This is a genomic window from Bacillus sp. RSS_NA_20 (assembly GCF_020165915.1).
Taxonomy (GTDB): domain Bacteria; phylum Bacillota; class Bacilli; order Bacillales; family Bacillaceae; genus Bacillus; species Bacillus altitudinis.
Map to the genome: position 1 here is coordinate 130156 of NZ_JAIUKW010000003.1, position 21455 is coordinate 151610.

At 40.8% G+C, this 21455-nt stretch carries 24 protein-coding genes; 8 read left to right on the plus strand and 16 right to left on the minus strand.

Features of this window, described 5'->3' with window-relative positions; genetic code table 11:
* Positions 1-29: 29 nt before the first annotated feature.
* Complete coding sequence (locus LCD32_RS00820; protein WP_007499129.1) at positions 30-476, plus strand: ferritin-like domain-containing protein; 447 nt, start codon at positions 30-32, stop codon at positions 474-476.
* Positions 477-667: 191 nt separating this feature from the next.
* On the opposite strand, the gene LCD32_RS00825 is transcribed toward LCD32_RS00820, so the two are convergent.
* From LCD32_RS00825 to LCD32_RS00835, 3 genes are read right to left on the minus strand one after another with little or no spacing between them, the layout of a single operon-like run.
* Complete coding sequence (locus LCD32_RS00825; RefSeq protein ID WP_008348626.1) at positions 668-1078, minus strand: DoxX family protein; 411 nt, start codon at positions 1076-1078, stop codon at positions 668-670.
* A 57-nt stretch (positions 1079-1135) separates the two neighbouring features.
* On the minus strand, positions 1136-1975 hold the full coding sequence (locus tag LCD32_RS00830; protein ID WP_035392496.1) for a M56 family metallopeptidase: 840 nt from the start codon (positions 1973-1975) through the stop codon (positions 1136-1138).
* The gene (locus tag LCD32_RS00835; protein ID WP_007499135.1) at positions 1968-2390 is read right to left on the minus strand and encodes a BlaI/MecI/CopY family transcriptional regulator; all 423 of its coding nucleotides are present in this window, start codon (positions 2388-2390) and stop codon (positions 1968-1970) included. Before LCD32_RS00835 ends, LCD32_RS00830 begins: the two co-directional genes overlap by 8 nt.
* 274 nt (positions 2391-2664) lie before the next feature.
* On the opposite strand from LCD32_RS00835, the gene LCD32_RS00840 reads away from it, so the two are divergent.
* Positions 2665-3807: an AbrB family transcriptional regulator gene (locus LCD32_RS00840; RefSeq protein ID WP_048002596.1), complete on the plus strand. Its 1143-nt coding sequence runs from the start codon at positions 2665-2667 to the stop codon at positions 3805-3807.
* A gap of 35 nt (positions 3808-3842) precedes the next feature.
* On the opposite strand, the gene lepB is transcribed toward LCD32_RS00840, so the two are convergent.
* Positions 3843-4355, minus strand: a complete 513-nt coding sequence (gene lepB / locus LCD32_RS00845; RefSeq protein ID WP_007499139.1) for a signal peptidase I — start codon at positions 4353-4355, stop codon at positions 3843-3845.
* Positions 4355-4972: a TVP38/TMEM64 family protein gene (locus LCD32_RS00850; protein ID WP_017360223.1), complete on the minus strand. Its 618-nt coding sequence runs from the start codon at positions 4970-4972 to the stop codon at positions 4355-4357. Before LCD32_RS00850 ends, lepB begins: the two co-directional genes overlap by 1 nt.
* 159 nt (positions 4973-5131) lie before the next feature.
* Here LCD32_RS00850 and LCD32_RS00855 point away from each other — a divergent pair, with 159 nt between their 5' ends.
* Positions 5132-5494: a hypothetical protein gene (locus tag LCD32_RS00855; RefSeq protein WP_008348633.1), complete on the plus strand. Its 363-nt coding sequence runs from the start codon at positions 5132-5134 to the stop codon at positions 5492-5494.
* Positions 5495-5579: 85 nt separating this feature from the next.
* The gene (locus LCD32_RS00860; RefSeq protein ID WP_224562565.1) at positions 5580-6014 is read left to right on the plus strand and encodes an enoyl-CoA hydratase; all 435 of its coding nucleotides are present in this window, start codon (positions 5580-5582) and stop codon (positions 6012-6014) included.
* Positions 6015-6246: 232 nt separating this feature from the next.
* On the opposite strand, the gene LCD32_RS00865 is transcribed toward LCD32_RS00860, so the two are convergent.
* From LCD32_RS00865 to LCD32_RS00895, 7 genes are all read right to left on the minus strand, one after another.
* Positions 6247-7203, minus strand: a complete 957-nt coding sequence (locus LCD32_RS00865) for an LCP family protein (RefSeq protein ID WP_008348636.1) — start codon at positions 7201-7203, stop codon at positions 6247-6249.
* Between the two features lie 144 nt (positions 7204-7347).
* Entirely contained in the window at positions 7348-8286 is a 939-nt protein-coding gene (locus LCD32_RS00870; protein ID WP_060780948.1) for a siderophore ABC transporter substrate-binding protein, read from the minus strand.
* A 22-nt stretch (positions 8287-8308) separates the two neighbouring features.
* Positions 8309-9067, minus strand: coding sequence for an ABC transporter ATP-binding protein (locus tag LCD32_RS00875; RefSeq protein WP_060780947.1), 759 nt, complete (start codon positions 9065-9067; stop codon positions 8309-8311).
* The gene (locus LCD32_RS00880; protein WP_060780946.1) at positions 9058-10008 is read right to left on the minus strand and encodes an iron chelate uptake ABC transporter family permease subunit; all 951 of its coding nucleotides are present in this window, start codon (positions 10006-10008) and stop codon (positions 9058-9060) included. The genes LCD32_RS00875 and LCD32_RS00880 overlap by 10 nt, the downstream gene beginning before the upstream one ends.
* A complete protein-coding gene (locus LCD32_RS00885) occupies positions 10001-10951 on the minus strand; it encodes an ABC transporter permease (RefSeq protein WP_017366964.1) in 951 nt (316 codons plus the stop codon). Before LCD32_RS00885 ends, LCD32_RS00880 begins: the two co-directional genes overlap by 8 nt.
* A 158-nt stretch (positions 10952-11109) precedes the next feature.
* The gene (locus LCD32_RS00890; protein ID WP_048001722.1) at positions 11110-11388 is read right to left on the minus strand and encodes a barstar family protein; all 279 of its coding nucleotides are present in this window, start codon (positions 11386-11388) and stop codon (positions 11110-11112) included.
* A gap of 62 nt (positions 11389-11450) precedes the next feature.
* Positions 11451-12620, minus strand: coding sequence for an MFS transporter (locus LCD32_RS00895; RefSeq protein WP_048001723.1), 1170 nt, complete (start codon positions 12618-12620; stop codon positions 11451-11453).
* 143 nt (positions 12621-12763) lie between these two features.
* Here LCD32_RS00895 and LCD32_RS00900 point away from each other — a divergent pair, with 143 nt between their 5' ends.
* Positions 12764-14203 (plus strand): PLP-dependent aminotransferase family protein, encoded by a 1440-nt coding sequence (locus tag LCD32_RS00900; RefSeq protein ID WP_205630551.1) that lies wholly within the window; start codon positions 12764-12766, stop codon positions 14201-14203.
* A gap of 30 nt (positions 14204-14233) precedes the next feature.
* Here LCD32_RS00900 and LCD32_RS00905 read toward each other — a convergent pair whose 3' ends face one another.
* From LCD32_RS00905 to LCD32_RS00915, 3 genes are all read right to left on the minus strand, one after another.
* Positions 14234-14716: a hypothetical protein gene (locus tag LCD32_RS00905; RefSeq protein WP_007499155.1), complete on the minus strand. Its 483-nt coding sequence runs from the start codon at positions 14714-14716 to the stop codon at positions 14234-14236.
* A 386-nt stretch (positions 14717-15102) separates the two neighbouring features.
* On the minus strand, positions 15103-16209 hold the full coding sequence (locus tag LCD32_RS00910; protein WP_056705189.1) for a D-TA family PLP-dependent enzyme: 1107 nt from the start codon (positions 16207-16209) through the stop codon (positions 15103-15105).
* A 143-nt stretch (positions 16210-16352) separates the two neighbouring features.
* Complete coding sequence (locus tag LCD32_RS00915; protein WP_017366958.1) at positions 16353-16931, minus strand: competence protein ComK; 579 nt, start codon at positions 16929-16931, stop codon at positions 16353-16355.
* Between the two features lie 289 nt (positions 16932-17220).
* On the opposite strand from LCD32_RS00915, the gene LCD32_RS00920 reads away from it, so the two are divergent.
* Positions 17221-17457: an IDEAL domain-containing protein gene (locus tag LCD32_RS00920; RefSeq protein ID WP_008348804.1), complete on the plus strand. Its 237-nt coding sequence runs from the start codon at positions 17221-17223 to the stop codon at positions 17455-17457.
* A 58-nt stretch (positions 17458-17515) separates the two neighbouring features.
* Here LCD32_RS00920 and LCD32_RS00925 read toward each other — a convergent pair whose 3' ends face one another.
* Positions 17516-18376, minus strand: a complete 861-nt coding sequence (locus LCD32_RS00925) for an SDR family oxidoreductase (RefSeq protein WP_058337510.1) — start codon at positions 18374-18376, stop codon at positions 17516-17518.
* A 142-nt stretch (positions 18377-18518) separates the two neighbouring features.
* On the opposite strand from LCD32_RS00925, the gene LCD32_RS00930 reads away from it, so the two are divergent.
* Positions 18519-20051 (plus strand): FAD-dependent oxidoreductase, encoded by a 1533-nt coding sequence (locus LCD32_RS00930; protein WP_060780943.1) that lies wholly within the window; start codon positions 18519-18521, stop codon positions 20049-20051.
* A 25-nt stretch (positions 20052-20076) separates the two neighbouring features.
* Entirely contained in the window at positions 20077-21438 is a 1362-nt protein-coding gene (locus LCD32_RS00935) for a globin-coupled sensor protein (RefSeq protein ID WP_370539267.1), read from the plus strand.
* Positions 21439-21455: the final 17 nt, after the last annotated feature.

Sequence of the window (21455 nt, forward strand, 5' to 3'; positions counted from 1 at the left end):
TCATGATCTAAAAGGAGGCTGGCAATATCATGTATTACGGTTATTATGACTACTCGCCATATGACATGCGCCAAAACACAAGGATCATTGCAGACCTTGAAAAGGCCATCAATGGCGAATATTCTGCGATCCAATGCTATGAAAAACTTGCACAAAAAGCAAAAAATCCTGAAGCGAAAAAAATCATTCAAGAAATACGTCAGGATGAAGTCAGACATTATCAGCTATTTACAAAGCTATACTATTCTTTGACTGGTAAAAACCACAAACCAAGCATAACAGAGCCTTGTCCAGACCAATTTAGGGAAGGTCTCTTATTTGCCTTTAAAGACGAACAAAAAACAGTCGATTTTTACTTAACGGTATCAGACTATGTCCGTGATCAAGGAACAAAGGAATTAATGAAGCGTATTGCTCAAGATGAACAGCAGCATGCTGTCTGGTTTCTATATCTTTTAACGCACCATGTTTCTTAGTTACCCCTATTTTAATAGGAGATCGTATGTTCCGTCAAAAAATGAAATTGCTTTTTTGCTCATTCAATATGTGAAATAAAGGGCTGTCATCATCAAAACGACTCTTCGCTTTTCCTTTTTTAATGATAAAACGACCTTTTGACCATAAAAAAACTCCTCTGCTACAAATCGCAGAAGGAGTTTTTTGTTATTTAATGAAATTTTGCTTCATTGCTTTGTTGCTGTTGTTTTAACAATCCATCAATCGAAAGCATCTTGCTGCCACTAAGTGTCAAGTAAAGCGCCATGACCATTAAAGAAAGTTCAAATTCATAACCGCCCACAAATCCTCTTGCAAAACCAACTGTGATAATGGCTACAGCCATAATTGGCACAAATAAAGCTGCGAAAAGACGTGTGCCTAAACCTAGAATCAGGGCAATTCCACCAACCAGTTCAATTGTTTTGACAATATAGGCCATAAATTCAGGAACACCAATTTGACCAAAAAATGCCGCAGTGCCTCCTAGTCCACCTTGATATGCTTGAAGTCCATGTAAAAAGAAAATAATGCCTAAGATGACGCGTACAAAAAGTGTTCCTATTTCTTGATTTGTTTTCATATAGTGATTTCCTCCCATTTTTACACTACATCATGTAATGTTCATTCGTAAAAAAAATTAGTAATTTAAGTTGAGCATAATCATTAAGACCAACATGAGGATGGTTGATGTCACAATTGGGATAAGTGGTACATTGAACGGTATGTTGTATGTTGGGTTTAAGATTTTTTGGATTCTTAAATTCAATGCTCTATCTCCAAAGGACACGGCAAATTTCGTTTGTTTTTGAAACTGGGTTCTATTTTTAATGAGTTTCAAAAGGGCTTGCCCTACTCCAAGCTCAGTCCCTGTCTGCTGAATGGCATAGTCATCTGCAATGACTTCACGAAAAACGGAGTAACTTTGTCTCATATGCTTTAACACAGGAATGTACCAAATCACTTTTGTGAGCATAGAGAAAGTGAAAGTCTTTAAAGGATCGTAGCTGTATTTGTGATGTAATTCGTGATAGACAACAGCATCGATTTCTCCTTCATCCAGTATGTCTATAAGCGCTGTTGAGAGATACACTTTTGGCCGAAGCATCCCCATTGCGAAAGCAAGCGGTTCATGGCAATGAAACACAATGATCTCATTTCTATACTTGTCTGATAGACTTTGCGTTGAATGTTGATCGACTGCCATCATCATATTTCTTTTGAAATGAAGATACTTTCTGACCTGCTTCGTCATATAGAAAACGGCAAAACCAAGCGTATACAAGACGAACGCATCCAGAAAATACTTTAACGGAGTGAATCCATAAAATTCGAGAACAGATTGACACACATGGATCAGGTTATATGCTTGATTCCAGCCAAAAAAGCTTGAGAGTACATAATAGCCCATCTGGTAAAAGATCACTAAGCCAATCAATATACCGCCTAAAAACAGCAGACTCGACTTCATTTTAATCATGTCGTTTCTCCTCTTTTTTGGATGCAAGCCTTGCTTCGAGTACCTTCAGTAATTCAGGATCAGCACTTTCAATTGCGTCCACCATATGATTGACTGCAAGGGGGCCGAAATCATCCATCAGTCCTTGAGTAATCCATTTCGTTTGCTCATTTAAAAATTCTTCTTTTGTTAAAACAGGGTTATAGATAGATGAACGCCCTTTTGTTTTCTTTTCCACAATTCCTTTTTCGGTTAATCGATTGAGTACCGTCATGACCGTGTTGAAATTAATTGGCTTCTCATCTGACAGCTTCTGCTGTACCTCTTTAATCGGCATATCCTCACCTTGATAAAGGATCTCCATAATCCTTCCTTCTAAAGGACCGAAAAAGCGGTTCAATCCCTTTTCATTATATTTAAAAGAAGGAATTTTCATGTCATCACCTCACACTAAGCATTGTAGTGTAATTGAAAATGATAGTCAACCGATAACAAAAATAGGGGAAAATCGTTGTATATTGTATTTGTTTTTGACAAAAATTATATGACATTTATATCAAAAACAATTTTTTCTAACAGAGTTAACCATAAGATAATCTTATGAAAATACTAAAAAAATTCGTATTTTATTTATAGAGACTTTTGTATTATAGTGAAGATAACAACATTTCACTTACTGAACAAATATACAGGAAGAAGGTTTATACGTGATGAAGCAAGGAAACAGCCTTCGAACCGATCTCATTTTGATTGCGGTAAGCGGTTTAGGTGGATTCCTTTTATCTCTAACAGGGATGTCTATCGGCTGGATGATTGGCACATTAATGACAGCTGCATTTATTGCCCTGCGCCGTCCCGCCCTGTTTCAGCGTAAAGGAAAGAATACCTTACGTATTCACAGCAGATGGCTACTCCTTGGTCAATTCATTCTCGGAATCGAACTAGGACAAAAAATGAACATGAAAGTCCTTCACATTTTCGCTGAAAATTGGCTTCCCGTGAGTTTCATGCTCGTCTTTTCTATTTTATTAGCCATGCTCTCCGGGTTTGTCTTATGGAAGCTGAGTAAAACAGATATGCTGACTAGCTTTGTCGGCACTGCCCCCGGCGGTCTTTCCGCTATGCCGGGCATCGCCCAAGAGGTTGGAGCAAATACAGCTGTAGTGAGTCTCGTACAAACGATACGTGTGTTAATGGTCGTACTGACCATTCCATTTACGGTATTTTATTTAAATACAAAAAGCCAATCAGATGTGGTAGTCGCCCAAGGCAGCGCCTTCTCATCAGGCGTTTTCACAATATCAAACATTTCTTGGACTGCTGCACTCATTTTAGGGGCATGGCTGATGTCACGCCTAGCCGTGCGTCTTCACTTTCCCGCCCCTTGGCTCATCGGCAGTATGTTAGGTGTGGCAGCTCTCCAAGTAGGGGCAGGCGCCTTGACAGGTCATGATTTGATTCCTTACTGGCCAGCCCAAGCGAACATTGCGTCACAGGTATTTCTAGGGGCAACCATCGGGTCAAAAATGAATAAACAAATGTTTGTCGGGTTAAAAAATACCTTGATTGTGGCCGTCGTCAGCTCAGCCGGATTGATTGCTGCGACCGTTCTCAGTTCAATTGCCATTGCAGAAATAACAGGTATTTCTGTCATTACAGCCATTCTTGCTTTTTCGCCTGGCGGTATTGCAGAAATGGCCACAACAGCTGTTACACTTCATGAGGATTCCACATTTGTTGTGGCTGTACAAGTCGTCAGAATTATTTTGGTCATCGCCATGCTGCCACCGTTTTTTCGTTTCTTACATCATGTCTGGGCAAAAAGACAGACTGATTATAAAACCGCTAAATAGAAAAAGCCGCTCTACTTATGCAGAGCGGCTCTTTTTTATTCATCATGATTCCTTTTTACACCGACTACTTGATCCTTTGAGATGGTTCCAAAATGCCGGCTGTCAAAGCTATGTATTCGATTATCTCCGATCACGAAGTAATGATTGTTTTGTATGTTCTGACGACCGGTGATGGCTTTCAGCTGAAAATCACCTGTTAGGACGTTGCCCATTTTATGTTTTTTCTGCTCTTTTAAATACGGCTCTTTCCACTTTACACCATCAACAAACAGTTGATCATCTTCATATTTGATTGTTTCTCCTGGAAGCCCAATGACCCGTTTGATCAAGATTTGATTTTTAGGGCCATGAAATAACACATAGTCAAACCGGCTAATTTTCGTGAGTTTTGGCGAGAACTTGTTAATTAATAATTCTGTTCCATCTGTAAATGTCGGGTCCATACTAACCCCTTCTACTTTGTACGTGACAAACATGAAATTCTTTACTTGGAACAACAAGACGATGCATGTAATAATCATGAACCATAGCAATGGCTTCTTTTTCATTAAGAGCCTCCTTTGTCCTCACGCTGACTCATCCGAATATTCAACCTATTTTCTACTCTCTTTCCAACATACCATAATAAAGCAATGACTAGAACCGCAAAAACACTTCTTAACGGATTCTTTACTAAAGCAGAAATGTCATAGCCGATAAAACTAATAATAAAGAGCATGACACACTTCCCTGATAAAGCAGCTAATGAGAACTGCCAGACGCTGATTCTTGATAGACCTGCTACGACATTAACGGCAGCAGAAGGTGTAAAAGGAAAGCAGAGTAAAATAAACAACGGACCAAATCCCCGCTTTTCAACCCAAAGCATTAGCTTTTGAATAGAAGGGTGTCTGCTAATAAAGTTCAGCATCCTCATCTGTCCAAATTTTCTGATCAGTAAAAAGACAAGGATAGACCCTGCACTTGCACCAATCCAGGTCAATAAAAAGCCTTCCCATAGCCCAAAAGCATTTGCATTGGCCACCGCAAATGCCACGAGAGGTAAAAACGGTAGAAATGCTTCTATTAAAGGGAGTAATATAGCCACAATGGGTCCAAAAGCCTTGTAGCTTTCAAAAAATGATGTGATATTTTCATGAGTAAATATAGCAAGAAATGATGGCAACTTGTTTGACTCCTTCAAGGTTTGTCTATCTTTCATTTTACATGGAAAACATAAAAATATACAAATGAATCCCTCTCAGCCCCCCCTTGAGATTTTTCAACTCATCCGATATAATAAACAAGAACAAGTGTTCTACATATAAAGAAAGCAGGCATGGACATGACGAGATTATCAAGCGTACAACTTCAGATGATGGAACAAGCCATCTTTCTTCCAATGGTCATCTCCATCCTCAATCGTGATTTGACGCACCTTAAAAAACATCAAACATTCAAACTAAATGAACCATATATTCAGCTAGTCACCTCTTCATTAAAAGAAGCACAAAAAGCCCTTTATCAACTGAAACAACAGTTACGTAAAGAAAAAATGAACGTACAGCAAATTGAACACGATGAAGGATTTACGACATATTTATTTCTGATAAATGGCTATGAAGAAAAGCATAAATATTTTAATCCCCGTATACGTCATCGTGTAGAGGAAATGCTCACCCATTATTTTCTCCATTCTGGAAAATAATATGGTTATATTTTACATTTATAGAAGGAACTCTTTAGTTTTTGGCGAATTGATTGTTATACCAAAAATTAGGAGGTTTCAACTCATGTTCAAAAAAATAACAGCACTTACCTTAGCAGCAGGATTACTTGTGCCAAGTACCGTTTCGGCATTAGAACCACTGCAAACAGGAAAACAAGCCCCAGCAACATCTGCACAAATAACAAGTGTAGCTTATACAACGGTTTCTATCGTTGGAAAACGAGTGAAGTTTGAAGTGAAAGCACTCGAAAATCCTTTTAACATGAATTACTATAATCGAATTGCTTGGACGAGTACGGACGAAGAGCCAAGTGTATTCAATGACAATATTCTATCGGTCATTGTCGCTAAAAAAACCGGACAGTCTTATCAAGTCTTTTCATACGAAGCGCTCACTTCGGTAAAGGACAAGATTGAATCAGGTCAAAAGGTGTATGGCTGGGCGCTTGCTTTAAATGGTGTGTGGTACCCAACGATGCCTGCAACCCTCTATTATTAAAAAAAGCCTGCCACTGTGGCAGGCTCCAGATAGTTGACAAAGGGCTAAAATGAACTTTATTTTAGCCCTTTGTCTTCTTTTCAGCGTGATAGAAAACCTTTGCAGTCTAGAAAGGACGAGTACTGGCGCGGAGCGAATTTCACATTCGTGAGCACCAGCACGCAGGACTGACAAAGAATGCGAGGGTTTGTCTACACGCTGAAGCCTGCCACAGCGGCAGGCTCTTTCTCCATTATGACAATTCGAGCTGTTTTCTCAGCTCTTGTCTCACTTCTTCTAATCCTGGTCCATCTAACTCAAAGTAATACACATTCCCAGGCTGGTAATCGTGCCCTTTTAACTGGATGGTATCCACTGATTTTAATGAACTCAGTAAAGGGAATAGACCGATCAACTGCTTCATGGATAAATTGGTGGAGACGTTATCCCCAAGTGTATCAATGATGTTGTCATAAGACGGTATGGAAGAAATGGATTTGGATTTTTCAAAGATGGCTTGAAGTGCTTCCATTTGGCGCTTTCCACGCATGAGATCACTATCTGCCTTTCTCGTTCTCACAAACGCTAATGCTTCTTCACCACTGAGCGTATGCGTGCCTGTTTCCACATGAACTTTTCCTTTTGAATCCTTTTCCATTTGTTTTGCAATGCCTTCATCTTCAATCGTTACGTCAATTCCATTTAGCTCATCGACAATGTCTTGAAACGCCTTAAAGTTTCCTGCAATCACATAGTCTACCGGGATGTTTAACAAATTCTCTACCGTTTTGACTGATAAATCTGCACTCCCAAACGCATGGGCGTGAGCAATTTTATCATATCCTCTCCCCGGTATATCAACATAAGAATCACGAGGAATACTTAGGAGCTTGATCGTTTTGTCTGTTCGATTCACCGTCGCCAGTAAGACCGCATCACTTCTTGCTTCGTCTACCGTTTCACCTGGACGGCTGTCAATCCCTAAGAGCAGCACCGAAAAGCTATCCTTTCCTGGATCAAAAGCTTTCACACGCTTTTGCGAGGTCTCTCCTCTTTCTAAAGATACTTGCGCTTTATTCGACGCTTTTGAAATTTTATAGTATGCATATCCTGTGACAGATACAGCCATAACCATGACAAATGCCATGATAAACAGCACGACTTTCACCCAAGGTCTTAGCCTTCTTTTTGATCTTGTTTTCTCCTTCATCCTTTCCGAACCCTCACTCTATCTTAGTCTCACAATGTAGGTTCCACTATAACATATTTTGATGAAAGTTTCCTGCATGCAACATATTTTTATGTATCCACAATAAAAAACTGCTCGATAGGAGCAGCTTTTCATCGATTACTTTTATTCAATTCCTTTTTTCACTTCATCAATCATCGCATTCAATGATTCAAGGCCGCCGCCTGCTAAATACCACATGTCAGAGTTTAAATACACCACATGATTGTTTTTAACTGCTTTGACTGATTTCACATAATCATTTTCAACAAGCTGTTTCGCAGACGTTTCTTCTCCAATCGCCGCACCGCGATCCACGACAAATAAGTAATCTGGATTCGTTTTGACCATATACTCATACGAAATGCTTTGTCCGTGTTTATCAGATGGCTCTAGCTTTTGATCTGCTGGTGTGATGCCAAATACATCATGGATCAGACCATATCTTGACTTAGGACCAAATGCCGTCATTTTGCTGTCGTTCGCCATGATGACGAGACCATTTTTCTTTAACTCTTTTGCTTGTTTCTTTAATGCATCTACTTTTTGATCAATAGCAGAAAGTTCTTTTTTGACTTGGTCTTCCTTATCAAAAATCTTCCCTAACGTCTCAGCATTCTTTTTAAATGAATCCATATAGTTTGCATTATCTACATCCATATAAATCGTCGGAGCAATTTCAGAAAATTCATCAAATGCATCTGCTTGACGGTGCTGAATAATGATCAAGTCAGGCTTCATCTCTGCAATTTTCTCAAAGTTTGGCTCTTTTAACCCGCCGACATTTTCATATTTGTCACTTTCATATTTAGATAAATAGTGAGGAATCACTTGTTTTGGTAAGGCTGTCACGTTGACACCAAGCTTATCAAGTGTATCGAGACTTCCCATATCAAAAACGACGACTTTTTTCGGGTTTTTCTTGATCTTCACACCGTCTTTATTCAACATATCCTTTACTGTTACGGTTTCCTCATTCGTTCCCGCTGTTTTCCCTTGGTTACCACAGGCAGCAAGGACAGCAATCGCTGTTAGTAATGTTATCATCCAAATCCATTTTTTCATGATTGATCACCTCTTCATTTTTTCAAGAAAAATATAAGCAAATACGCTCACCACGAATGATTTCGATCGGTATGCGCATGTCATAAATGTGTTCAAGTGCTTCTGTTTGAATCACTTCATCAACGCTTCCTTCTTTGATCACCTGACCCTCTTTTAAGGCGACGATGTGATCTGAATAGACAGATGCAAAGTTAATATCATGGAGAACAACAACAATCGTTTTTCCAAGATCTTTCACGAGCTGCTGAAACAGCTTCATCATTTCAACTGAATGGTTCATATCTAAATTATTTAAAGGCTCATCTAAGAAAATATAATCCGTATCCTGAGCCAGCACCATGGCAATAAAGGCTCTCTGCCTTTGTCCGCCGCTTAGTTCATCTAAATATTGATGCTGGATTTCGATGAGTCTCATGTATTGAAGCGACACATCAATCATGTTCTCATCTTCTTTTGTCAAGCGGCCTTGAGAGTAAGGAAAGCGGCCAAAGCTGACAAGCTCACGAACGGTCAGACGCACACTCATGTGGTTCGACTGCTTCAAGATGCTCATTTTTTTCGCAAGATCCTGAGGAGAGTACGCTCGATAAGGTTTATCCTCTAAATAAGCTTCCCCAGTATCAGGTTGAATCAGGCGGCTCATGATGGACAAAAGCGTACTTTTGCCTGCGCCATTTGGACCAATGAGAGAGGTCAGCTGTCCTTTTTTTACACTGACAGTTGTTTCGTGAAGCACTGTTTTTCCGTTATATGTCTTACTGACTCCCTTCATCACGACCATGAACGACTCTCCTTTAAAAGTAGATAAATAAAATACAGTCCGCCGACTAAATCAATCAGCACACTAAGCGGTGTTTGAAACGTAAAAACCTTTTCCACAAGAAATTCCCCGCCAACAAGCGCAATGACACTAATGAAAAACGAGCCTAATAGCAAGTACGTGTGCCGATATGTACGAAACAGCTCTCTTGCCACATTTACGACGAGTAAGCCAAGAAACGTAATTGGGCCGACGAGGGCCGTCGCAATAGAAACAAGGACGGCAATGACGATCAGCATCTTTTTTGTGATCCCGTCATAGTCAATCCCGAGATTCACAGCCTGTTCCTTTCCTAACGACATGACATCTAATTTCGCGCGGAAGGTCCATATATAAAGACAAAGTGCCGCAAATAAAAGAGAAGCGAAGAGTAAAATATCTGTGTTCATGTGATTAAAGCTGGCAAAGGACTTGTCCTGTACGACTTGGTATTCATTCGGGTCAATGAGCATTTCCATAAAGGAAGAAAGACTTTTGAACAATGTTCCAAACACAATCCCGACAAGCAGGAGTAAGAAAATATGCTTGTTTTTGCGCTTGAACATGACCGTATAGAGCAGCACAGAAAATAGAATCATTAATCCAACGCAGAGAAAGAAATTCAGGTTCTTATTCGCGATCATCAAATTGGTCGATCCAAAAAGATAAATAATTGCCGTTTGCAAAAACAAGTAAAGCGCGTCTAACCCTAAAATGCTTGGCGTTAAGATTCGGTTATTGGTCAATGTTTGAAACACAACAGAGGAAAAGGCAATCGCGCCTCCTGTCAAAGTCATGGCAAGCACCTTTTTTAAACGGCTCGGCACTGTGTACTCCCAGTACCCCATTTGAAAGGTGACGAAGATGACAGCGAATACGGCTGCAATGGCTGCAATGAGAAATAATGTTCGTTTCTTATGCATAGCGCTTCCTCCTTAATAACATGTACAGGAAGATCGCACTTCCAATAATGCCGACCATAAGCCCGACAGATATTTCATATGGATAAATAATCACCCGTCCGAGCACGTCACATATGAGCACAAAAATGGCCCCTAATAAAGCCGTATGCGGCAGGCTCTTTTTCAAGTGATCCCCTCGGTAGATCGATACAATATTCGGAATGATTAAGCCAAGGAATGGCAGCATGCCAACAGTCAAAATCGTTACAGAAGTAATCATCGAAACAATCACCAAACCAACTGCCATGACACGTTTATACGTTAAACCTAAATTGACGGCAAAGCTCTCACCCATACCAGCCACTGTAAAGCGGTCAGCATATAAATACGCGATGATCAATAGAGGAACACTCACATAGAGCAGTTCATAACGCCCCTGAACAATAAGAGAAAAATCCCCTTGCAGCCATGCGGATACGTTTTGGATCAAATCATATTTATAGGCTATAAACGTGGAAATTGAACTAACAATTCCGCCAAACATTAAGCCGACTAACGGTACGTAGATCGTATCGTTCACCTTAATATGGCGTAGAATTTTTAAGAATAATAGATTGCCAGCTAACGTAAATAAAAACGCAATCGCCATTTTCATCAGCGGGCTTGCTTGTGTAAAAACAAGCATAGCGGTTAAAATACCCAGCTTGGCCCAATCCATTGTTCCTGCAGTCGTTGGAGAGACAAATTTATTTCTCGTCATGCTTTGCATGATAAAACCGCATAAGCTCAGGCTCATGCCAGCAAGCACAATACTCATCAGCCGCGGGATGCGACTTGAAAATAAGGTGTTCATTTGTTCATCTGATAGATGAAACAACTGTAAAAGAGACAGGTCCTGTACTCCGACAAACAGCGACGCACATGCCAAACACACAAACAACAAACTTAATTGGTACAACTTCATACAGGGTTCACACTTTCTATCAAGCTCTCTGCCACAAATGATTATCATTATCAATTAACGGCAGTTCATATATTATCATATTTAGTGAAATATTCAATAGTAGAATGAGAAAGGGTGAAAACCGCATAAAAAAACAGCTTTTAGGATCAGCTGCTTTTTTACGCTTCAATATTCAATTGAAACTGCCCTTGCAGTTCCTCTTCAGCCTCTTGAAATAACTGCCGCAAATTCTCTGCATAATCACCAAGCTCGTCTTTGCTTGCTTGATAATGAATCCATGTCAGCTCTATAGGCAAGCTCACTTCTCCTGTTAAACAGTCCCAAAGGGCATCAAGATTTTTCCCGTAATGATCAGGAAGTTGTAACACTGTTTTTAGTTGATCATGAAGCTCCTCTTGTGATCTGCACATCGCACCATTTAGCTGTACTTTTTTCATTTCCCTCCCCCTCTTCTGTCTTTATTTTAAACGAATTGGAGAGGAAAGAGAAAGAATCCATTTCACTTTTGCCTCTCTCTGAAACTTAAACTAAGCAAGATCAGACAGGCAGCCAGCACGAGCATGAAAAAGAGCGTTAACACTGTCTGAGTACCGTACATATCAGCAAAGAGACCAACGAACACACTTGGTATGCCAAGACCTAGATACGCAAACAAGTAATACCCAGCAACGGCTCTAGCCGCTTCCTTCTTCCCTTTCTCAACAATCAGCTGGAGACCGCCTAAGTAAGTAAATCCATAGCAAGCTGTGCCCGCTAAAAGAGTTCCAGCAAGGACAAGGAAAATGGACCCGCTATTAGCACCGAATAACAGCAGGCCATATCCGCACGGAAGACAAATAAAACCGATACGAAGCGCTGCACTGCTATTCATCTTTCGGACAAAAGGCTGCATCAGAACACCTGCCATATTAATAAAAAACAGTGCCGGGCCTACCCACAATTCATAGCCATTTAATTTAAGCTGTGCTGGCAAAATCGAAATGACAAGACCGCACACAGACCATGCGATAGCAATGGCTAAGTTGGCAGGCATTGTCCCTTTTGGAAACCTCGGCATGTTCATGAGCGGTTTACTTGCATCCCCTTGTACAGGCGGCACCAAAAAGAATACAGCAACAATCGTCAACATAATCAAGACCAACACAATCCAATAGCTAAGAGGCGTCAGTGACACTTGCTCAAAAGAAAGAATCGCTGTAAAAAGAGCACCTCCACCAAATCCAATTGAACTGCATAATGCGATAAACGTTGGGATCCAGCCCGATTTCTCTGGATATAAAGCAATCAAGTAGGCAGTACATGTGCCAACACTTAACCCAAGTCCCACTCCTTGCAGCAGCCGGGCGACAAAGAGCATTTGTATGGTCGGATGCACGATCATGAGCAGGGTGGCACATAATGAAAAACAAAGTGCGATCAATAAAATCGGTTTTCGTCCAGCCCGGTCAGACATGCCGCCAAGTAACAGTAATACTGGAATCAGTCCGAAAACATACGCAGCAAACACAAGGGCTGTTGACGCCTTTCCGTATCCTGCCTGCTCTGCATATTCCGTATAAAGAGGGACTTGCAGGTTCACTGCTGTTGTAATCATAAAAAGGCTAAATAAAACGAACACAAACGGAATCATGGATAGCTGTGCTGTTTCTTCTTTTGATGCAGGAATCATGGGACTCTCTCCTCTGTGTAAATGATATGAACCAGTGTACACATCATTTGGATTTCTTCCCACATCCAAAAATGAAGCTATTGACCAGTCCATAATTCCATGTCATCATCAATGATGACATGACAAAGGAAAGAAGGTGCACTGTGTACATTCATTTAGACCGTTCCAGCTCTACCCCGCTCTGGCAGCAAATCGTCAATGGCATCATTCAAAAAATTCATACAAACACACTGAATCCTGATGATCAGTTGACTCCGACAAGAGTATTGGCACAAGAGCTCAACGTATCTCGATCCACCGTACAGCTTGCCTATGATGAACTGCTGGCAAGAGGCTATGTCAGCACCTCTAGAAGAGGCGGAACAAAGGTCATTTCAAGTGATCACTATGCTGCTTCTCCCCCACATCAAAACGAACCGCCTTTTGCACTTCCGACAAGACCTCACTTTGACGAGGCTGAAAAACAAATGGATCACTGGCTCTCGGCCAATCAATTTCATGACACACTTGAGATTGATTTCCGCCATCAAGAACCAGCCATCGACGACCATTTTCAAAACATATGGAAACGCTCGCTTCTAAAAGCATTACAGCGTTTAAATATGAAAGATTGGGGCTATTCTTCTCCGCATGGATTATGGGAAGTGCGTTCAGAAATTCGCCAATACTTATCCGTTGAACGCGGCATTGATATAGAAGAAGACCAAATGGTGTTAACAGGGGGAACACAACAAGCCATTGACTTGATTTCACAAGTCATGCTCAAAAAAGGAGATACAGTCGCTGTTGAAGATCCTGGTTTTCCTGGAGCTAGGTTGTCCTTTTTACATCGCGAAATGACTATTTACCCCGCACCAGTCGATGAAGAAGGAATGATGGTGAATACATTGCCAGAACGTACAAAGCTGATCGCTGTAACGCCCTCTCATCAGCGGCCAACCGGTGTCTGTATGAGCGTCAATAGAAGACGGGAGCTGTTGCAGTTTGCTGCGAAGGCTCAATCTTACATATTAGAAGATGATTTTGATGGGGATTATCGTTATCATGGCGGACCGCTTCCTTCTTTATTTTCAGAAGCACCCGATCATGTGATCTATATTGTCAGTTTTTCCAAGGTGCTTGCACCAGGCATCCGCCTTGCTGCCATCATCGGCTCCAAAGCAGTCATCAAAGAAATCGCTGCACTGCAATCACTTATTCAAAGACAGCTGCCGATCATGGAGCAAATCACCCTTGCCTCTTTTTTCAGAGAAGGCGAGTTTACGCGATATGTCAGGCGGATGAGACAGGTGTATAAAAAACGGCAGGCAGCGATGATGGATGCTCTTTTGACACATCACTTTGACAAACACTTCCGTTTATATGGAACCGATACAGGCCTTCACGTCTTTTTAGAAGGAACATCAGACTTTGATGAACAAGGCACGATTGAGGCCGCACAAGCGGCAGGTGTCGGCATTTATCCATTAAGCCCCTATTGTTATGAAAGCAAAAGGAAAGGGTTGCTGCTTGGCTTTGCCTGTACGGATGAAGCCATGATTCAAGAAGGTGTACGCCGATTAAAGCAAACACTGCACATCTAAAAAAGCCTGGAAGTCTCTCTTCCAGGCTTTTCATTGAGATTGCTGAACGTTTCCTACTTCTTCAATGAAAGAGGCTGTCTCTTGCAATCCATCTTGAAAATGTTGAGTTGCTGACATAAACAGCTTTTCTTGATCAGGACGCTTCAACAGCTGCTCTACCTTGCTCATTCCTTTTTCAAATGAAGCAAGACCTGTCTTTAATTGTTTGTCTGCCTTTTGATACACAGCTGGCACTTCTTGATGAGTAAGCCCTTTTTGAATGACACGGTCGAATGCTTTCGTCGCTTTTGTCAATTTTTCATTTACTTGAATTTTTCCATGTCCATCTGAAATAAATTGATCGGTCATGTTTTCATATGCTTCATTTAACTCATCCATATAACGCTGAACCCATTGTTCATACGCAGCTTCTTTTGTGTTTTGTTTTGAAGGCGGCTGACCTGCTTGATTGCAGGCCGTGAGTAGTGTCACTGTCACGGTAAATAGCAGCATCAAATGCCATCGTTTTTTCATACAGGGCCCCCATTTCTCTTTCCCATTTGTTCATATCGGTCAAATATGATCAACTTTTACCTCATACGAACACATTGCAAGAAATGACTTGTTTTTATTGTAACAGACCGCATGTATCACTTCTGTGATTTATGCGGAAATGAATGAAAATCCTTCTAATGGTTCACATTTCCCTGCCATTTCATGATGATACAGTCAATAGACGACGAGAGAGGCACGTTTGGTTTCAATCTATTTCATCTTCGTCATTTTTTCTCAAATAAAAAAGACCCCTTTCGGCGCCTTTTTCTTAGATGTATGGATTTCAAATGATGATCTTTCTTAGAATGGAAGCTGCCTTATATTCTGCTCTGCATAGCGGCAACACCCTCTATGACCCTACCAATTTATTGCAGCTTTCCTTTACAAGCAATCTCCAGCTCTTCTACCACTTCGCCATCTTGAATGAGGTATGCTTTTTCATGAAGATTCACAGCAGGACAGATGTGATTCGGAATAATTTGCACCTTCTCACCGATCTGTACACTTTGACGAAAGCCTTCATGATAGATAATGGCATGCTCGTCAAATACGCTTGAAACAAATACATCATCATATTCTTTCACTTTGCCTAAGCCCTCTGTTTTGGTCAGCCCTTTTGTACGTGTTTGTGCCGTCAGCCCCTTGGCCCCTACATCTGTAATCACCCGGCGCTCTGTCGGTTTACTAATGACCGTCGTCAGCACAGATGCTGCACAATGTGAATATGTGCCGATTACATTGGACTGGGAAGCATCCATCAAGATGTATGTGCCTGGCCGTATTTCTGTGACTCCTTTTGGGATATCAAATTGAAATAAAAATGGCGGTGTTGATCCAATACTGACGACCTCTATCGGCATACCAGCTTCTTCTGCAATCTGCGCAAAACGGAGCGTTCGATTTACAGCCTCCTTGTATAATGTCCGGCAATGTGCTTTACTTTCCGCTTGATATGTATGGCCATCATGAGAAAAAATCCCCTTTAAATGAACGGCATCACTTGTTTGAATCGCCTCTAATATGTGGCAGAAATCACGTTCTTCAATGACACCAGACCTTCCTTCTCCAACCTCTATCTCAATTAAAACCTCCGCTTTTTTCTCTGATTCACGAAAGACTTGCTCAATCTGCTTCACATGCTCAACACAATCTATACCGAATGAAATCTGTATCGACTCTGCCAGTTTACGAATCCGCTTGAGTTTAGTCTCACCTACAATTTGATTGGCGATAAAAATATCCTTGAGCCCATGGGCTGCCATTACTTCAGCCTCTCCTACTTTCGCTACCGTAATGCCAGATGCACCTTTCTCTTCCTGCAGCTTGGCAAGTGCAGGCGTTTTATGCGTTTTCGTATGAGGGCGCAATTTGACATGCTGACGGTCTGCGTATTGCTGCATCGCCACTACATTCTCCATCATCACCCGTTTATCAATGAGTAGTGCCGGCGTATCCAGTTCTTCATACATCATCCCCATGACCCCTTTCGTTATATAAAAAATTATATGATATAGATAAATTATATATTTTTTTATACGATAATCAATGGTTTTTTCTGCAAAAAAGTGATGACGATGAGTAAGCAGTCCAGCGGCTGTCTGCCGCTGGTCTCTCACTAATAACGATTACGAAGTTCTCTTAAGATAAAATCATACACAAGGTTGAGCTGCTGTTCCTTTGGATACAGCATAAATTCTTGTTTCTTAGGAAGACCTCCATCAAGTCGATCTTGAAATTTCGTTCGGAGATACGCTGTTCGGTGTACCTGACTCTCAAATGACTTATATGAGACATCTAATTTGACCGATTGCTCATTTGTAAAAGTAACAACCGTGTCTCCGAGGGATGATTCCTGAAAGATATGAATGTATTTGTGGGAGATCCATCCGCATTGAGGGCGGTTGGATGAATAGGTTGGGAAGAAATACAGATGATTGGATGAGTCAATCACGATGGGAGGCTTGTGGGAAATACCTGTTACTTCATATGTTCCCGCTTTTCTGCCTGCATAGCTTGAGCCAAAGAACCTGCAACTGCGTTCTATAATTTGCAGCGGCTTTAATTCAACGTAAAAGCTTGTCTCTCTTTCGATCACTTTTGAATATACTCGTTTTCCTTCTTCAACCGGAAGGACCGCCATTGTTGTTTGATTAATGACGTATGAATCTAATGGTGTTTCACTAATTCCTGACACTTCATTTCCTCCTGTGTTAATTTTTGGTTATTTTAGATACTATTAATCTATCACCAACGTATAAGAAACGACAGGATTTTTTCAATATTTATTTAAAATTATCTTTTTATCATGTTTTTTAGTACATTCGATCTATCTAAAAGCCATTTTTAAAGATATATCGCATCTTGTCGACTGGACAAGTGGTGTCGATATGGCTCAAAAATAAATTGTCTAAAAATTATAAATTCTTGTTGATTTTTTCTCCGCCAATCCATATACTATAAAAAAGGCATCGGGGGGATTCTTTATGAAAGAGAAAAAAACGTATGCTGAGCTCATGAAGTCCCGCAACACCCAAAAAACCGAAGAGAATGGCGTTACTATTTTAGACATTTATATTCAAATGGTTTTAGATGAGGCGCTTTATAAACAGCGCTTAACCTTCCTTAGAGAAGAGATTGACAAGGCGCTAGATCAGCGTGATGAAAAGCGTTTTAATGACCTGTCAGCTCAATATGCAGAACACTGCTTACATCAATCATGATGATTTTACTTGCGGCAGAGAGACAGAAACTTGTCTCTTTACCGCAAGTTTTTTGTTTTTATCCATTTAATATGGTTCCGCCATTCACATGAATCATTTGTCCATTCATATAAGAAGAGTCTTCGCTCGCTAAAAATAAATAACTCGGTGCTAACTCTACTGGCTCACCAGGCCGCTCCATTGGGACATCACCACCAAATTCAGACACTTCCTTTTCCGTAAATGTGGATGGAATCAGCGGTGTCCAAATCGGTCCAGGCGCTACCCCATTTACCCGGATCCCTTGTTTGATAAGAGATAGAGATAATGACCTTGTAAACGTTACAACCGCCCCTTTTGTCGATGAATAATCAATTAAGGTTTCATGACCTTTATAAGCAGTGACCGATGCTGTATTAATAATACTGCTTCCTTTCTTTAAATGAGGGAGCACCGCTTTTGTTAAATAGAACATGGCAAATATATTCGTTTGAAATGTCCGAAGAAGCTGGTGAGAAGTAATCTGTTCAATGCTTTTTTGCGGATGCTGTTCACCTGCGTTGTTGACCAAAATATCAATCGAACCGAAAGCATCTTTTGTTTGTTTGACGACCTCGTTTGAAAAAGCTTCATCCCCTAGGTCACCTGATATTAAAATGACGCGGCCTCCCATTTTTTCAATATAGTCCTTCGTTTCTTCCGCATCACGATGTTCATTCAAATAAACAATCGCTACATTGGCTCCTTCTTTCGCAAATAAGACAGATACTGCTCTTCCAATCCCGCTGTCTCCACCTGTGACAATCGCCGTTTTCCCTGTCAGCTTTTTGCCTTGCACCTCTCGATCAAAGATAGGTCTAGGGTTCATTTTATATTCAAGTCCTGGACGTTCGTTCTGATGCTGAGGCGGTAACGTTTTCTTTGGCTGCTTTGTTGACACGTCAGTCCACTCCTTCCTTTTTATCTCGTTTATTTTTATGTGTTGCTCATTTTTTTATGTATTTCGCTCTTGTTTTCATTAAAATGTATGATTTTCAGCATCGTGGAAAAATTATACACAACAAGTGACTGGAGGCGACAACATGGAACAAGAACATAAAGGATCGGAACAAGCAAAGTCGTTATGGCTAGCTGATAGTGAGAAGCCCTCTTTTCCTACTGTCAGCGAAGATCTTACAGCAGATGTCATCATTGTCGGTGCCGGTATTACCGGTATCGCTACTGCATTTGAAATGACAGAACGCGGACTGAATGTCATCATCATAGATGCTGATCAAGTATTGCAAGGAACCACCGGACATACGACAGCGAAAATTACCTCCCAGCATGATGTGTACTATCATGAGCTGATTCAGCATATAGGTATGCCGAAAGCCCGTTTATATGTAGAAGCAAATGAAAAAGCAAAGGAACTCATCCAAGCACGTGTGAAAGAGTATGACATTGATTGTCATCTTGAGGTAAAAGATGCTTACCTTTATGCAACAGAAGAAAACGGCGTCAAAAAGTTAAAGAAGGAATTAGATGCGTACAAACAGCTCGGTATCGATCGCGAATGGAAAACAGCGCTCCCGTTTGATGCTGGCATCAAGGCAGCCCTCGCCATGACGCAGCAGGCACAATTTCATCCTCTTCATTATCTTCATGCACTGATCGATCAGCTCATTGACCGAGGCGTGCGCATATTTGAACAGACAACGGCAGTCGATGTAAAAGAAGGAAAACACCCTGCTGTCATCACAAAAAGTGGCCATCATCTGATGGGGCGCTCTATCATTTCATGCTCACACTTTCCTTTTTACGATGGCAAAGGACTGTATTTCACGCGAATCCATCCTGAGCAATCTTATGTCGTCGCAGCCAAAACAAAAAAACCGCTCCCAGACGGCATGTACTTAGGAATTGATCAGCCTGCCCATTCATTAAGAACGGCGAAATTCCATGGAGAAGATGTCGTGCTCATCGGTGGACAAGGCCATAAAACCGGACAAGGCGGAGATGAATCCGCACACTATGAAGCACTAGAAAAGTTTGGTGAAGCCACCCTTGGTATAACGGAAGTCCTTTACCGCTGGTCCACGCACGATATGGTCACAATGGATCAAATCCCTTACATTGGCCGCCTGACATCGCATCATTCGAATATTTTTGTGGCAACAGGCTTTAGAAAATGGGGCATGACCACAAGCCACGTAGCAGCGACACTGATCGGAGATTTGATCGAAGGAAAATCGAATCCTTACGAATCCATCTTTACTCCATCAAGACTCGTATCAGACGCATTCGTAAAAGACTTTATCAAAGAAAACACCAATGTTGCAGCAAAGCTGATCAGCGGTAAATTAAAGCGAGCTGATCAAACAATTGATGATTTAAAACCGGGTGAAGGCGGGATTGTGTCTTATGAGCATAAAAAATGTGGCGCTTTTAAGTCAGAGGACGGCGATATCTTTCTTGTCGATACAACCTGTACTCATTTAGGCTGTGAAGTCGCGTGGAATAATAGTGACCGCACGTGGGACTGTCCTTGTCACGGGTCTCGTTTCTCCATTACGGGAGAAGTAGTAGAAGGTCCGGCGAAAAAACCACTAAAAAGGTCATATAAAGAACAGTAAAATTTCACTGTTTCCCCTTTAAAAAATCCAATATTATCCGATAAAAAACATAAAGTCTGATATTTTTGATGATCATGGGGGGACAAACACATTGTTATTTAAAAAAGAGAGTAAAAAGAAAAACACTGCTTTTTTCACACAGCAGGATGATGGGATAAAACGAATCAATTTTCCGGAGAATACGGACATTGCCAAACAAATTAAAATGATTGATTTGACGCAGCAAGACCTTTTTATCTTGAAACAGCTGAATCCAATCGTTCAAGATGAAATTGAACATATCGTCGATAAATTTTATAAAAACCTAGAAGTCGAGTCTTCCTTGATGCACATCATTCAAGATAACAGCTCAGTCGAGCGTCTAAAGAAAACACTACGCATTCATATTAGTGAAATGTTTGCCGGTGTGATTGACGAATCTTATGTGGCCAAAAGAATTAAAATTGCACAAGTTCATTTAAGAATTGGACTTCAACCTAAATGGTATATGGCAGCCTTCCAAGACCTATTGCTATCCATAATGGATTTATTTGCCCAGCATATCCAAGATTTCAAAGAATATCAGACGGCAGTGAAGGCGACGACGAAAATTTTAAATCTAGAGCAACAGCTTGTCCTAGATACGTTCCAAAATGAATACTCTAAAGTTCGTGATGAAGCAGAACTACAGCAAAAAGAGCTTCATACAAAAATTACAGAAACATCTAATTCACTTGCTTCTCTCTTCTCAAACACAACAAATGCAGTGGACAAACTTGTATCAAAATCTGATGAGATGGCGGATATGTCACAGGCTGGCACAAAGATCTCAGCACAAGTTGAAGAGAAATCAATTGGCGGTAAAAAAGAGTTAGAAATTCAGCAGACGCAAATGAACCAAATTGACGGCAGTATGACAAAGATTGAAACAGAAATTAAACGCTTAGAAGAAATTGCGAAACAAATTGAACAAATTTTTGGGATCGTCACAGGTATTGCGGAGCAAACGAATTTACTATCTTTAAACGCTTCAATCGAATCAGCTCGAGCAGGTGAACATGGCAAAGGCTTTGCTGTCGTTGCAAATGAGGTTCGCAAATTATCAGAGGATACAAAGAAAACGGTTTCAACTGTATCTGAGCTCGTCAACAACACAAATTCACAAATCGCCATTGTGTCACAGCATATTGCTGATGTGAATTTACTTGTGACAGACAGTAAAGAAAAAATGACCCAAATCAACTCGCTATTCGATGATATCGTCAGCAGCATGAACTTAAGCAAAAACCAAAACGGAAAAATTGAAATAGATTTGCAAACATTCCTAAACGAATTGAAAGAAGTCAAACAAACAGTGTCCCAAGTGGCAAGTTCGGTCGAGTCTTTAACGAGTCTGACAAATCACTGATCCAGTCATTCTTCTTC